This window comes from Microcoleus sp. LAD1_D3 (genome assembly GCF_036702135.1).
Lineage (GTDB): Bacteria > Cyanobacteriota > Cyanobacteriia > Cyanobacteriales > Microcoleaceae > Microcoleus.
Genome location: NZ_JAUBSB010000012.1, coordinates 24,841 through 38,747, shown reverse-complemented (window position 1 = coordinate 38,747; position 13,907 = coordinate 24,841). Strand labels below are relative to the sequence as shown.

Annotated in this window: 11 protein-coding genes; 4 read left to right on the top strand and 7 right to left on the bottom strand. The window is 46.6% G+C overall.

Going from position 1 to position 13,907, the window contains the following annotated elements; translation table 11 throughout:
* Nucleotides 1-567 precede the first annotated feature (567 nt).
* A complete protein-coding gene (locus QUA74_RS09480; protein ID WP_333327333.1) occupies nucleotides 568-1,677 on the top strand; it encodes an extracellular solute-binding protein in 1,110 nt (369 codons plus the stop codon).
* Between the two features lie 171 nt (nucleotides 1,678-1,848).
* On the opposite strand, the gene QUA74_RS09475 is transcribed toward QUA74_RS09480, so the two are convergent.
* From QUA74_RS09475 to QUA74_RS09460, 4 genes are all read right to left on the bottom strand, one after another.
* Complete coding sequence (locus QUA74_RS09475; RefSeq protein WP_333327330.1) at nucleotides 1,849-2,787, bottom strand: DUF1963 domain-containing protein; 939 nt, start codon at nucleotides 2,785-2,787, stop codon at nucleotides 1,849-1,851.
* A gap of 104 nt (nucleotides 2,788-2,891) precedes the next feature.
* The gene (locus tag QUA74_RS09470) at nucleotides 2,892-3,419 is read right to left on the bottom strand and encodes a hypothetical protein (protein ID WP_333327327.1); all 528 of its coding nucleotides are present in this window, start codon (nucleotides 3,417-3,419) and stop codon (nucleotides 2,892-2,894) included.
* A gap of 206 nt (nucleotides 3,420-3,625) precedes the next feature.
* The gene (locus QUA74_RS09465; protein ID WP_333327324.1) at nucleotides 3,626-4,756 is read right to left on the bottom strand and encodes an aldo/keto reductase; all 1,131 of its coding nucleotides are present in this window, start codon (nucleotides 4,754-4,756) and stop codon (nucleotides 3,626-3,628) included.
* A gap of 5 nt (nucleotides 4,757-4,761) precedes the next feature.
* Nucleotides 4,762-5,268, bottom strand: a complete 507-nt coding sequence (locus QUA74_RS09460; protein WP_006635481.1) for a bifunctional nuclease family protein — start codon at nucleotides 5,266-5,268, stop codon at nucleotides 4,762-4,764.
* Between the two features lie 380 nt (nucleotides 5,269-5,648).
* Here QUA74_RS09460 and ribE point away from each other — a divergent pair, with 380 nt between their 5' ends.
* Nucleotides 5,649-6,362: a riboflavin synthase gene (gene ribE, locus QUA74_RS09455; protein WP_333327321.1), complete on the top strand. Its 714-nt coding sequence runs from the start codon at nucleotides 5,649-5,651 to the stop codon at nucleotides 6,360-6,362.
* Between the two features lie 201 nt (nucleotides 6,363-6,563).
* Here ribE and QUA74_RS09450 read toward each other — a convergent pair whose 3' ends face one another.
* From QUA74_RS09450 to QUA74_RS09440, 3 genes are all read right to left on the bottom strand, one after another.
* Nucleotides 6,564-7,454, bottom strand: coding sequence for a glycosyltransferase (locus QUA74_RS09450; RefSeq protein ID WP_333327318.1), 891 nt, complete (start codon nucleotides 7,452-7,454; stop codon nucleotides 6,564-6,566).
* A 15-nt stretch (nucleotides 7,455-7,469) separates the two neighbouring features.
* Complete coding sequence (locus QUA74_RS09445; protein WP_333327315.1) at nucleotides 7,470-9,737, bottom strand: hypothetical protein; 2,268 nt, start codon at nucleotides 9,735-9,737, stop codon at nucleotides 7,470-7,472.
* Nucleotides 9,738-9,904: 167 nt separating this feature from the next.
* Entirely contained in the window at nucleotides 9,905-11,683 is a 1,779-nt protein-coding gene (locus QUA74_RS09440; protein ID WP_333327313.1) for a peptidoglycan DD-metalloendopeptidase family protein, read from the bottom strand.
* A 431-nt stretch (nucleotides 11,684-12,114) separates the two neighbouring features.
* On the opposite strand from QUA74_RS09440, the gene pgeF reads away from it, so the two are divergent.
* Together pgeF and QUA74_RS09430 are read left to right on the top strand one after the other, a co-directional pair.
* Nucleotides 12,115-12,993, top strand: a complete 879-nt coding sequence (gene pgeF, locus QUA74_RS09435) for a peptidoglycan editing factor PgeF (protein ID WP_333327541.1) — start codon at nucleotides 12,115-12,117, stop codon at nucleotides 12,991-12,993.
* Nucleotides 12,994-13,237: 244 nt separating this feature from the next.
* Complete coding sequence (locus QUA74_RS09430; RefSeq protein WP_333327310.1) at nucleotides 13,238-13,849, top strand: CPP1-like family protein; 612 nt, start codon at nucleotides 13,238-13,240, stop codon at nucleotides 13,847-13,849.
* The last annotated feature ends 58 nt before the right edge of the window (nucleotides 13,850-13,907 follow it).

Here is a 13,907-nt window from a genome sequence, read left to right as displayed (position 1 = left end):
TTTTTAGTTATTAAGCTGTCGCCGATTTAAAAAGGATTTTTTACTTGGGTTGTGTAAAAAGCGTCATCCCACGGCAGATGGCAGCGCTTTCGTTGTTTCGTTATATTAAAAAATGTAACACAGATGCCGTTGATCGACCCGGCTGGCGAGCACAACTGGCTCAAAGGAACTTCGAGCAGAGAAATTAGGCGTTAAGTTGACGGCGTTTTCGGCATCCGAAAGCTCGATCGACAAACTAGAAGGTAAAATCAGGGCAAGAGTCAAACAGACTCTCTTGGCAGCAGACTTAAAAGGGAGCAGAACCGAGTACAATGGCTCTGTGTTTGAGGAAAAAATAAAACTGAGATCTTGCACCATTCTCGCTTAACAGGCTTTCCGGCCTGTTCCACAAGAAAATTCACTCTTTGTGGAACAGGCCGGAAAGCCTGTTCATAAAAAGCTTATTGAGAATGGTGCAACCTTTCAGATAAAACAAATCTGCGCCAACTAACGGACTCGACAAACAATTATTTTCCGGGTCGCAGAACACAAAAAGATCGGTCAATATTTAGAAAAGCGGATTCACAGGTGAAACGAAGGTCTTTGCTATTGGGGGCCGCCACCCTAACTTTAAGTCAATTGGCGGCAGGGTGCGACTCGAAGCCCATTCTCAAAATTCGATCGCTCAAAAACGGTATTCCGGCCCAACTGGTAAGCAAATTTAGCCGCGATGTACAACCGTCTCCGCTTTTGCAAGTAACGCAAGAACCACAATTAAAAGAATTATTCGCCCTATTGCAGGAGTGGAAACAGGTTCCCAAATCAAAAAATCAAGCTGACTTGGTGATGTTGGGAGATTACTGGCTGACTTTGGCAATTCGGCAAAAATTGATTCAGCCGATCGATCCTGCTAAGTTTGCTAATTGGTCACAATTGCCCGAAAGATGGCAACAACTCGTCAGGCGCAATGATGACGGTAAATTAGACGCTAAAGGTAAAATTTGGGGCGCACCTTACCGCTGGGGAAGTACGGTAATTGCCTATCGAACCGACAAATTTAAGGCTTTGGGGTGGACTCCGACAGATTGGAAAGACTTGTGGCGATCGGAATTGCGCGATCGAATTTCTCTGCCAGACAGTGCCAGAGAAGTTATCGGTTTAACATTAAAAAAAATCGGAAAATCTTACAATACGCAGCAATTAGATCAAGTCCCAAATCTTAAAAAAGAACTCGCAAATCTGCACCAACAAGTTAAACTGTATAGTTCTGACGCTTACCTGCAACCATTAATTTTAGGCGATACTTGGTTAGCCGTAGGTTCCTCTGGGGACTTGCTGCCCCTGTTGCAAACTCAAAAGGATATTGCTTTAGTAGTTCCGGTTTCTGGAACTGCACTTTGGACGGATTTGTGGGTAGAACCAGCATCGGGGAATCCAGTTTCTTTAGTGGAAAAATGGATTGATTTTTGCTTGCAGCCTCGGGTTGCTCCTCAATTATCTTTGCTGGCTAAGGCTAGTTCGCCGATAATTGTTGGCATGAAACCCGAGGATTTGCCGGAAGCTGTTCGCACTAATTCTGTGTTGTTGCCGGATGCGAAGATTCTTGCTGCTAGCGACTTTCTGCTGCCGTTTGGGGATGCTGGTATTGCCCAATATCGATCGCTATGGCAAGAAATTCGGCAAGTAGTGAAAAGTTAAAATGTAGGGTGCGTCAGTCACCAGCCCAAAAGCGCCGAGAAAATTATCAAAACTGACGCACCTTAAACCGTAGGGTTCATCAGTCACCAGCCTTGTGTGTGTAGCAAAGCAACAAACGGCAGTGAAATAACAAACAAAACAGCAGGGGCGGAAAGTGTTAGTATTTTAATTTTAAGAACAATCGTAATTATAAATCACCTGGGAAAAATCTAAATTTTCTAAGTCCTCAGCACGAATCAAAAAGTTACCTACTCCACAATCACCCCAACAAATCTCATCATCACTAATCATGTGTAAGAGTACAACTTTATGGTCTTTGTATTGCGGACTATCCTCACGAGGATCAGTTTGCGTAAAGTAGCCGTATCCCCCTATTTTATGGTGATTCTCGTATATATTACCAGAATACCACTCAAATAACCTATTATCATCTTCCCAAATTATATCCAAATAATTTTGAAGCTTTTGTTCTCCCAAAAAAGTATCAAATTGATAGTCCGCTGGATTCACCCACGACTTGTCAAAACTAAACTGTAAAGCCAAACATTCTTGATAATTATTCACATCTTGGTGCTGTAAAGGTGAATAATAATGTTCATAAACACAATCGGAAGGAGGATAATCAATCGGACAATTATTTTCGTCAAAAGCTTGCCACCCACTAAATTTTTGATTATTTAAAGTTGAATAGGTCTCATTTAGATCCACTAAAAAACCAAAATCTGTTTGACAATTATTTTTGTCAATTTTGTAAAAATACAATATTTTGAAATCTTTTTGATTGTCCAACTTCTCTATATCCATTCCATACCAACCTTGATTGTTACTAATATAAAATTGCAAAATTCCTTGTTTGGGGAAAGGCGCTAAATATGGCACTTGGGCAAAGATTTCCTCAAAATTGAGTTGTGCCAAAAGGTGCATATATTTTCCATCACTATCTTTGGGAAAATCGTAACCTTTCGGCAAGTAAGGCACTCCGCCAAATTTGCTTGACCAGAAATCAGTCGCCTTTCGTTCGTAAGTGATTTTGATAACAGGCTTTTCTGAACTTTCAATTTCTTGGCGAAAAGGTTCTAATTCAGCAGGAAGCTCAAGGTTTGTTTTCATTTTTTTATGCAAATTATAAACCGCATTTATTAGCTCAAATTCACGGTGCGTCTGCTCTTGATTTATCGATTCTCCAAAACATAACTCGCTGCTGGCACAGACTCCTAAAAGCCTTTGAGTTTGCCTCGAAGACCTGGATTTGAGAGAGATTCTAAATCAATACGACAGTTAAGCCGATCGCCCTTACACGAATAAACTGCCAAAGCTGTCCCTTGACGGTTGCAAACTCGCACATTGTAACCATAATCGTTGGCGACCGTGCCAAAGCGGTTAACAAACTGATAGCGTTCCATATAATCGAGCAAACTCCAAAGTTGGCGGTTGACTATGATAATTACCCAAGTATTGCCGGGATCGACAAACCAGCGATCGAGCAATTTGCCGCCAAAGAGTTTTTGAGCTAACCACAGACTCGGCACACTTTTTTCGGTTTGCGAAAGCGGGGGCGACGGTAAATTAGCAGCGCTGCCAGTCGGGCAAGCCGGCTGCTGGGAAAATGCCGCCGATTGTCCCCACAGCAAGGCTCCGAGGCACGCAGAACCCGCTATCAGGAACAAAAATAAACTTTTTGTCAAAATGCCGTGCCTGCGGCGGGAAACTTGATTTTTGTGGCGAAAGTTGTGGTAATTCATAAATTGGCAAGTGCCTGTTTTTTACAAAAGTTATCTGTTAATATCGAGTCCTGTAAAATTGGTTTGTAGTGAATAATTTAGTGCTCAGGAAATTAATTTTGATGACTGAAGTTCTTACTGCGAATCGGCACAATTGTTGTTAAAATTCCGAATTATTGCAACACTTAGATAGGCTCGATCGACCTTTTCCCTGCTTCACCTTTCTTTCAATCCCACAACCGCCTGCCTGCTTTGCCGCCGAGTCGCTGGTGAGTATCTTTGAGCAAAGTTGGGATGTCTAACTCTTCGGGACACCGGGGCAAACATTCGCCACAATCGGTGCAGCGGTTGGCTTTGCTACCGGGAAACCAGTGTCCGGCATTTTCAAACATGGCGTAGCGGTATTTGCCAAAGTCAGTCATGTCGCACCCGACGGCGAGATTGCGGAGTCGCAATACTTCGGGAATGTTGATGTTTTCCGGGCAAGGCAAACAGGCATAGCACTGGCTGCATTTGTCGGTTTTCAAAGTGGCTGCAATAACCGACTCTAGCCGATCGAACGCAGCGATTTCGGCGTTGGTGAGGGGAAAGTCGCGATCGCAATATTTCAGGGGTTGCTCTAATTCTGTCGCATTTGCAGGGCCCACACTCAAAGTCCCAATCCTAGTATCGCTAAGTAAAAACCGATAGTTTAACTCTAAGGGCGACAAAGGCGAGCACAATTGTGCGAGAGTTTCCGGGGGCGTGTAGAGTTGCCCTCCTTTATCTGCGGGGGAAATGATGAAAACGCCCATATCTTTGTGCTTGGCGAGTTCAATTGCCGGGGCGTTGCGCTGAAAAAAATAGTAATAATGCAGATTGACAAATTCAAATAAATCTGTATTTATTGCAGCCAAAATCAGATCCAGAGGCCCGTGAGTAGAAAAGCCGACGTGCCGAATGCGACCATCAGCCAGGGCTTTGCGTACAGATTCCATGCAGCCTGTGGGATCTCGCACCCAAGCCAAATGTGCCCAAGTATTCAAACCGTGAATTGCCAGACAATCGATATAGTCTAAATTCAAGCGTTTGAGGGATGCGTCAATGCAGCGTTCCATTGCAGCAGCATCCTGCGTTGGGGAAATTTTCGTAGTGACGTGGAGGCGCGATCGATCGACAGACAAACCAGCCGAAAGGGCCGCGCCAAGATATTCCTCGCTGCAACCGTAACCCGCAGCCGTTTCCAGGTGATTGATTCCCTGAGACACTGCCTGTTGTACAGTCTGACAGGCAGTTTCCTCAGAAGCCAAATAGCGCATGGTTCCCAAGGAAAATACAGACAGGTGCAACTCCGTTTTGCCAAACCGTCGATAGCGCATAAAGTTTAGGAAGTTTCGCCTGGGCTGAAGCCGCTTCTCTTAATCAAATCCTCTGGACGGAGGTTTGAGATAAATTCCCGGAAGGCCCGGCGTTCGGCCTCATCAGCATCTCGATCGACAGGTATCGAAGCATCGGCGACGACTTCTTCCATCACCCAGATGGGGCAGTTCGTTCGCAGGGCTAGGGCGATCGCGTCGCTAGGTCGGGCATCGATCTCTTTTTTAACTTCTCCCTGACGGACGATCAGGACGGCATAGAACGTGTTATCTTGCAGCGAGTGAATAACTATGCGCTCCAAGGTAAGACTCCATGCCTCTAAGAAATTGACCATCAGATCGTGAGTTAAGGGTCGAGGAGGCTTGTGACCTTCGATGGCGCTAATAATAGCCTTTGCTTGCTCCTGACCGATATAAATAGGCAAAGCCCGTCGCTCAGTAGCGTCTCTCAATAGGACAATAGGACTGCGCGTGGCTGCATCTAAGGCAATTCCAGCGACTTTCATTTCAATCATTCGATCGGCCTCATAGAATTAAGAAACTGTAAGGCAGTAGAGAACTTGGACATAAAGATCACCTAAATCCAGTATGACTTGATCTTCGCCTGAATCTGCAACAGATCTGGGACTGTCGGTTTTAGATTTTAGATTTTAGATTGACCGAAAGCATCCAGGATACAAGCCCCCGGATTCATCCGTCCAGAAATAAAAAACCTGTATCCGATGAAACTTGCCCCCCGAATTTATCCGTGGGGTCAAGGCTTCAATTCTTTAATCTTTAATCTAAAATCGCGCAATCGATTGACTCCGCGGGAGAGGGGGACGGCCAAACCTCCGGTCTCTGGTTTGTCCCTGTGGTTTGATGTAAATAAGCCATCAACTACGGAAAAATACTTATGTTTACAGGACTAATTCAATCTCTCGGAAAGCTGAAGTCGCTAGGCAACGATTATTTCCAAATTTCCTGCACATCAAACAACTCCTACCTAATTTTACAAGATTTAGCCATTGGGGACAGCGTAGCCGTGGATGGAGTCTGTTTGACGGTGGTGGAAGTCCTGCCGCAAGGTTTTGTCGCCGTCGCTTCTCCAGAAACCCTGCGCCGCACAACTCTGGGATCATTCCCCGATGCTTTGGTCAACTTAGAAACCTCCCTGCGCGCCGGTAGCAAATTGGGGGGACATTTCGTGACGGGGCACGTAGATGCGATCGGCACTTTAGCCACATCAACCCAAACCGCCAACGCTTGGGAGATGCGGTTTACTGCCCCACCAACAGCAAATTCGGGATGGCAACGTCAAATCGCACCTTACATCGTTTCCAAGGGCAGTATCGCCGTCAACGGCATCAGCTTAACCGTGGCAGATTGCGATGCTGACGGCAATTGGTTTGAAGTTGCTGTCATTCCCCACAGTTTTGGTGAGACAAACCTCAGCTATTTGCAACCAGGAAGTTTAGTAAACTTAGAAGCAGATATTCTGGGCAAATATGTCGCCAAATTTCTCCGCAGCGGCTCAAAATCCCATCCCGAACCGTGGGAAGAAACCCCCACAATCAACAGTTTGGGAACAATTACACCAGAATTCTTAGCAGAACACGGATTTATCTAATCGTAGCCAACATCAAACTCGGCGGTGGAAAACGCTACTATACAAACGAAGTCCGCCTCTGCGGACTAAAGAATAAACTTGTAGGGTGCGTCAGCAGCCAATTATTCTATCAATAATTGACGGCTAAAACCAGACGCACCCTACTAACTCTTAATTCTCTCTCTGTGATCTCTGCGCTCTCTGTGGTTAATTAATAAAACTCTATTCCTCAACAAAATTGTTTTTCTCCCAAAACAATCCCGCAGCAATTCCCGCCTGAGAAACTACAAACAATGCAGCAATTAATAGCTTTTGAAAGCCCGGTGCGTGGAAAAATGGATAAGTTAGCAAATTCAGATAAAATGACGGATGTTGTAGTTTCCCATTAGTCCCGCGTTTCGAGATCATTTGCTGAAACAAAAAAGCACCTCTACCATAATTGAATTGTTGTTTCCAAAATTTGCGAAGAGTGAGTGCGTGTGAGTGATAAACTATAACTTCGGGAGCGTAAATTGCGGCATTGCCCGAATGCAACCACCGATCGCAAAATTCCCGGTCTTCTCCAGCCGCTAGAGAAAAAGTCGTGTCAAACCCGCCGATTTTTTGGAAAGCCTCAGCGGGAAGGGCAAAATTGTTAGAAGTGAAAAATTGCGCGCGATCGCCAAGAGCATTATAGTAACTGTAAAGGTAATCGATCAGTTGCTGGCTGGCAGTAGAATAAATGTTATCCGGCAGCGCGTTTACAGTTCGACCTCCGATTAAGCAATCTGGTGTTTCCACAAATCGCTTTTCCAGATTTTGCAGCCAATCTACCCCCACAGTACAGTCATCGTCTGTAAACACTAAAAATTTGCCTTCTGCTGCAAAAGATCCAGTATTTCGCGCCGTTGCAGGGCCTGAGTTTGGTTGTGTCAGAAGGGTGATATTTAGCTGATTTTTAAAAGGGGAAATTGTATTTTCGACAGAGATTTCGGTGCTATCGTTGACGACGATAACTTGAAATTTATCGCGCGGATATTCAATTTCAACAAAAGACTGAAGACACTCTGCTAATTTATCGGGGCGATTGTAGGTCGGAACAATAATTGAAAATAGAGTTTTAGCTTGGTTCATGATAACTAATAACTTTTAATTTTTCAAGCGATATAGCACCGACTCAGTATTAAAATCTTTCCCAAAAACTGGTTGCAGCGGGCCCTGGGCACTTGTCAGCCAAGATAGAGCTTTTCTGGTAGCTGCGTTGGTCTCAGTCAGGGGCCCGAATCCCACAGTCCTAATTTTATTGTGCCGCAGGTTGTCAATCCATGCCGAAAGTCGATCGGCTCTAAACGGCACATATAAAACTTGTCTGTCCAAATTTCTCCCGTAAAACAGGTAGCTGCGCGAACTTAAAAAGAAGCCTATTCTTTCATCTGGTACTGTATTTTTATCAATATATTCGTAAATACCACGATACAGTTCGGTGCGTGCAAAATCTCGCTTTTCCCTCCAATGACCAATTACTATCAATCCTATACAGACACCAATTATTACTATGTAAATCGATTTTTTGCGGGTGGGAAATAGATGATTCAGCAATCCGAAGCCAGGATTAATTTTCAACAATATCGCAGCTAGAGTCAGTGACACAATATAAAATATCGGATATGGTAATATATATTGCCAACTGGGGCGTAATATTTTTCCTATCCTATTAATAGCTTCTCCTGGGTTAGACTTCAAATTGTCAATCAACAAACTCCCCCAAACAATACTATCTCCGGTGAAAGAAGCATTTTTAATATAATCAAAAATTGTGTTGCTAGTAATTCCGAAAAAACCACTAACCAAAACCACGGCCAGAACAACTTGATTTTGAGTTTTCAAGAGAGTTGCTGTAGCTGCTGCGGCGATGGCGAGTACGCTTAAAAAGGGAAATCCGTATCTGAGGTTAAAACCGAGTATAGGGCTGAGTTGACCGATCGACTCTCCGACAGTACCGGAGGTGTAAGGTGTAATTAAATACAGAATTCCTGTACTGGCGAGAAGTATAATTAAAATAATATTATTGTGATTAATTATTCTGGTTTTACCCTGGATAAAAGCCAGAAGTCCTGCCAATACCTGAAGTGCGATCGCCAGAAAGGGCAGTTGCAATCTAATGATAATTTGTAAGCCGACAGTTTGCCAGTGGGAAATATTGTTAGGATTAAATTGAGCTGCTAAAGTGCTTTGCCAAATCTTTAGAAGTGGCGAAGCGGGCGGCTGCTTTACCGGAGGTATTGGAGACGGTAAGGGAACAGGCTCTAAGGGAATTTTAATATCGCCGACTTCGGCGACAGGATAATTGATTTGCAGCAAGTTTCTCGCATACCAAAAACCTCCTAAAAGCAAGCAACAAGCTATGCCGCACAGCAAGACTGGTTTGAGAAAGTGGCGAATTCTAAAATTAGCTGGTGTAGATTTTTTATCAACCGCGAATCTTTTAATTTCTAATATTGCTAATCCTCCTAAAAGTGAGGCTGCATAGACGATTCCAGTAATTTTTATTCCAGCTAGCATTCCTGTGGCTGCCAAAAATAGGGAAAGTTCGGATTGCGATCGGCTGCTATGATAGGATAAACCTAGATACAAACCCACTGTAAATATTGCAGCTAGCGGTAAGTCGGGGTGAATGGTGTTAACTTGGTTGAGCATCATGGGTACTGTCAATACTAAAGATGCTGCTGCCATACCGTGAATTCGCCTTGCTCCAAATTTTACGCTCAAGAGATAGACGGCAATTCCCTCAAGTACCCAAGCAATCAGCAGGGGAAAAGCTGCGAGAAAGTCTTCTTTGAATGGGATTACACACAAAGCAGATAAAACGTGCCAATTGTAGGGATATACTCTGGCTTGTTCTTGTTCAAAAATCCAATTTCCGGCGGCATCTAATAAAGTAAATGAATGGGTTTGATACCATCGGGCGATCGCAGGTAGGTGAAACCACAATGAGTCATAATTGGTTGTGGGTTTGGTTGCCAGAGTTTCCAACAGCACAACTCCTACAACAGCGGTGGCAACAATAATTAGGGATTCTGAGTAGCCCAAAGGTTGCTTTAGTGGGGGAATCTGCCACTGCGAGAAGGTAAAAGCTGTGTGGTTTTTGGCATAAATCAGGCTCAAGCCGATCGCACAAATCAGCATTTCTGCTATAATCACCCCAGCAATATTTAGGCGATCGGCACTTCCTAAAATCAAGCCTGTACAAACTTGTGCAATACTCCATCCCGTCAGGAGTACGAGGAGAAAATGGGGAAATGAATAGTTATTGTTTTCTTTTTGATTCTCGAAGGCAAGAGACAAGCTTAAGGGAATCGGCCCGACTAGAATAATCAGAAATAAAATTAATTCCCAAAAATGCTGCGCTATTAGCATAAGCTGCAAGTTACCATTTTTTATCAGTTTTTCCTCGTTACCCTAAAAAGCCTGGTAACGAGGAAAAACAACGAGTTTGCGTGCTGGTTGCACAAAACATTAATTTTCTTGTGGGGTGCGCTTTTCGACCGTTCCACAAGAAAATTAATCTAGCCAATCCCCAATTTTTACCTGTTAGCTTGCTTCTGAATTTTGGGTTTGACTGCTTCGGCATCTTTGGGCTTAGAAGTGTCAGCTTTTAAGAGTTCCGGGAATGGCGGCTGGAGGTTGTGAACTTCGATGTCCATTCCCAGTGGCAGAGGTGGAAGCTGGGGCAGATCGTTTTCCAAATCCTTGAGTCCGCTAGCGGTTTGTATTTCCACCATTTTCGGCATTTGCGGTACTTTGGCGGTTTCCAAACTGCCGATCATTTTTGCCAGAGCGAATTCTAGCTGAGAGCCCGGGTCGATCGCCACCCAACCCTGGTCAGTCATTTGCCGAACCTCAAAGTGGAGGTGAGGCCCTGTAGACATTCCCGTACTGCCGACGCGGCCGATCGTCTCTCCCTGTTTCACGAACTCTCCCGGTTTCACAAACAGTTCCGAAAGGTGGGCGTAGAGAGTTTCCTGAGACTTTTTGCTGTGGTTGAGAACCACCGTCAAACCGTAGCCGCCCAACCAATCGGCGATCGCCACTTGACCGGCATAGGCCGCCAGTACGGGCGTTCCCATCGGGGCTCCCAAGTCAGTTCCGGTGTGAAACCTGCCGTAGCCCATAACCGGATGAGTCCGCCACCCAAACGGCGAAGTAATGGCCGAAGCAATAGATAGCGGAAACAGCAAGCTGGTGTTGCCATTTCCGGGGAGGCCTGCGGGGCGCGGCGTGAGATTGTAGTAAGCAAAACCGGTATTGCTGCCGCTGCTGACACTAACCGCACCGACTTGAACCGGCCCGAGTCCCATGCTGGGCGCTGGAGCGCCGCCGCCGTAAGATGCAGATCCGGCATAATATCCAGCGTCTGCGGAGTATCCAGCGTCTGCGGAGTAGCCGATGTTAGCCGAGTATCCGGCGTCTGCGGAGTATCCTGCGTCTGCGGAGTATCCTGCGCCTGCCGAGTAGCGCGGGGGTGCGTAGGCAGATTCCGGCGGGTTTGAACCCCTCCACACCTGGCTGCCTATTTGTTGAACGGCTTGACCGATTTTACTGACAGGATTCCCGCTACTATTTCCGGCCACAGTTTCCCGAACATTTTCTGGAATGCTTTCTGGCAGATTTCGAGGAGGAGGGGCTGCAATATAGCGATCGTCTGCGATCGGAGTTTCCTGTCTGTAGTTTGGTTCTCCGGCATCTGCCGTCACCGGCTCGGAAACAGGAGGAGGCGCGCACCAACCGCCTTCTCCTTCGCAGCCGGTAGATCGTTCTGCAAACTCTATTCTGGTTGGCGCTTCGTACTCGCTGGTAGCGCCAACACTGTAGTCTGTTTGGTCGATTTCAGCGTGGGCCGGGTTAACCGGTGCTTCAAAAGGCGGCTCCTGAGCCGTCGCTTCTGGCAGGGGAATCAGCGCGGGCTCCGGCAGATAATATTCGGTGGGAGGTGGTTCGCTGGCGTACTCAGGCTCTGACGGCGGTTGGGCATCGAAAGGCTCGGACGGTGGAACTTCTGCCTGCGGTTCAGGGTATGGTTCTGGCGACCCTTGGCTGTATTCGGGTTCCGGGGGCGGGAGAGGAGCTTCAAATAATGGCTGGAGTTCTGCTGCGCCGGGGACGGCTTGTTCTGCTGGCGGAGTTTCGGCTTGGGCCCAAACTACGCCTTTGCTGAGCAGTCCCAGACTGGCAAGGCAACCCAGTCCCACCAGCAGTGAGCGATCGGACAAAAGGCGCGATCGAGTCCGGGCGCCTGTAGGGTTCTTTTTTTGCTGTTTGGTGTTCAAATGGGCTGTTATTTGCTTGTCTGGAACTGGTTTCACGATTTTTTTTCCCAACTCAACAGGGGGCACAAGGATCTCGAAGTCAGGATCGAATGTATGGCAATCCTTGTCTTTATATACAGGCCTAACTGATTTTACCGGGCTTGAGGCAATTTTTTTTGCACATAGAACAAGCTCGAATGCCTTGCACATTCAGTCGCGATCGATATCCGGTTTTTTTGATCCCGATGGAACTTGCCTAGAAGTCTGTGACGGCCACACTGATGATAGCGCTTTGGCGTTCCTCTATGTTAATTAGTTGCCTATATTTCTCAGATTCTGCAAAATTTCGGCGCAGTCGGTCGTTGTCAAACCGCCAAGTCCTCGCGATTTTTTCCTTAAAGCTGGCGCTGCCTTTAAACTACGCGGACAAAATTGTTGATTGTTTAGAATACAAGCTAAATGATTCGCTTGGGGATGGATGGGTTTTCATGACTTTAGCTGGCGATCGCTTGACAAATTTTCCTGACTCTGAATGCGCCGGACAACCTGACGGTATCAGTTGGGACTGGCAGAGCTGGCAAGGCTTGCCTTATCTGACTTGTAGCTTGCTTTCTCGATGGTCTCACGGCTTTTTTACTCGCGATTTCTCGCCCCAGGGACCGATCGCTCTGACGGAAGTTCTCGAACCCGGAGCTAAGGTTTACCGACTCCAACAGGTACACGGCAATGCGGTACTCAAAACGAGTGAGTTGTCCCCGGTTGTGGCTCCGGGCCCGGAAACCGCTGCAGCAAGCTATGCTGAGGCTGATGGCTTGGTGGCCGAGCGAGAATTGGAGGCGCTGTGGGTTTGCTCGGCTGACTGCGTGCCGGTGCTGATTGCTGACGATCGCACGGGACTCGTTGCTGCAGTTCACGCGGGTTGGCGCGGGACTGCTGCTAAGATATTACCAGAGGCGATCGCTCAACTTGTGGCACAAGGCAGTCAACTAGAAAATCTGAAGATTGCTATGGGGCCGGCGATCGCTGGAGAGGTTTACCAGGTATCTGTGGAAGTAGCAGCGGAACTGGGAGCCACTATTGCTCCTAAGAGTGCCGTTAGTGCTACAGCCGACGGCATTCTAGAGTTTTTGCACCAACTGCCGGAAACGCCTGTCTTGGCCGATCCAGAACCGGGAAAGGTACGCTTGGATGTTCGCCTCTGCAATGCTTTGCAATTGCAGCAGTTGGGAATCGATTTTTCTCAAGTGGCGATCGCTCCTTTCTGTACTTATTCTGACTCGGCTCACTTTTTTTCGTACCGCCGCGATCGACTTAAAAAAGTCCAGTGGTCGGGAATTGTGAGCGCCGGCGGGACAAGTTCCTTCTGAGGGCATTTGGCAGAAGGTAAAATTTTAGACCGCCAAGATAAAAATAAAAATCTTTGGATTCATTATTTTTTATTTCCAAATGCCAAATGCCTTCTATCTTCTACCTTCCTAAGGTTTGCTGGTTCCTGTTTTAAAGCACCAAAAACTAGCAGCAAAACTTTTGGGAAAGCGGCGATCGCCCCCGCCCCGCTTTCCTCTCTTGTTAAGATTACTCTATAACGAGAGTCTTCAGCGGGTTATTACAATGAGTGAGCCAACTCCCTATCAACTGCTTGAAGTCGATGAAGATGCTTCCTTTGATGAAGTCCAAGAGGCCCGCATGCGCCTAGGTGAGCAGTACAGCGGTGACAAGAAACGTTTGGAATTGATCGAAGCAGCTTACGACGCCATCCTCATGGATCGCCTGCGGCAGCGACAGGAAGGTAAAATTAAAGTACCCGAACGCATCCGCTTTCCTGAGCGGCTGACGCCCCCGCCCGCAAGCTTTACTCCGTCTCCTCCGAGTGGCAGCCCAGCTTGGTTGCAGCGGCTAATCGATACTCCTAGTCGATCGGACATTTTGTGGCCGGCTGGGGTGTATGTGGGGTTGGGCGGACTGAGTATTTATCCGGCGGCTAATGATGGTTTACTACAGTTGACTCTGGCTCTTGGGGTCGGCTGTTGTCTTTATTTTGTTAATCGCAAGGAACAAAAATTTGGTCGGGCTGTGCTGCTGACTGTGGCTGGCTTGGTTATAGGTTTGTTGCTGGGAGGCTTTTTGGGTTCTTTGGTCAGTCCGGCATTTATAACAACAGAGAAATTTATCGCTTTGTTTACGTTTTTAATTCTGTGGCTGGTCAGCGGTTTTCTCCGATAGTCAGTTGACAGTTGACAGTTGGCAGTTGTCAGTTGTCAACAGTCATCAATCATTAGTC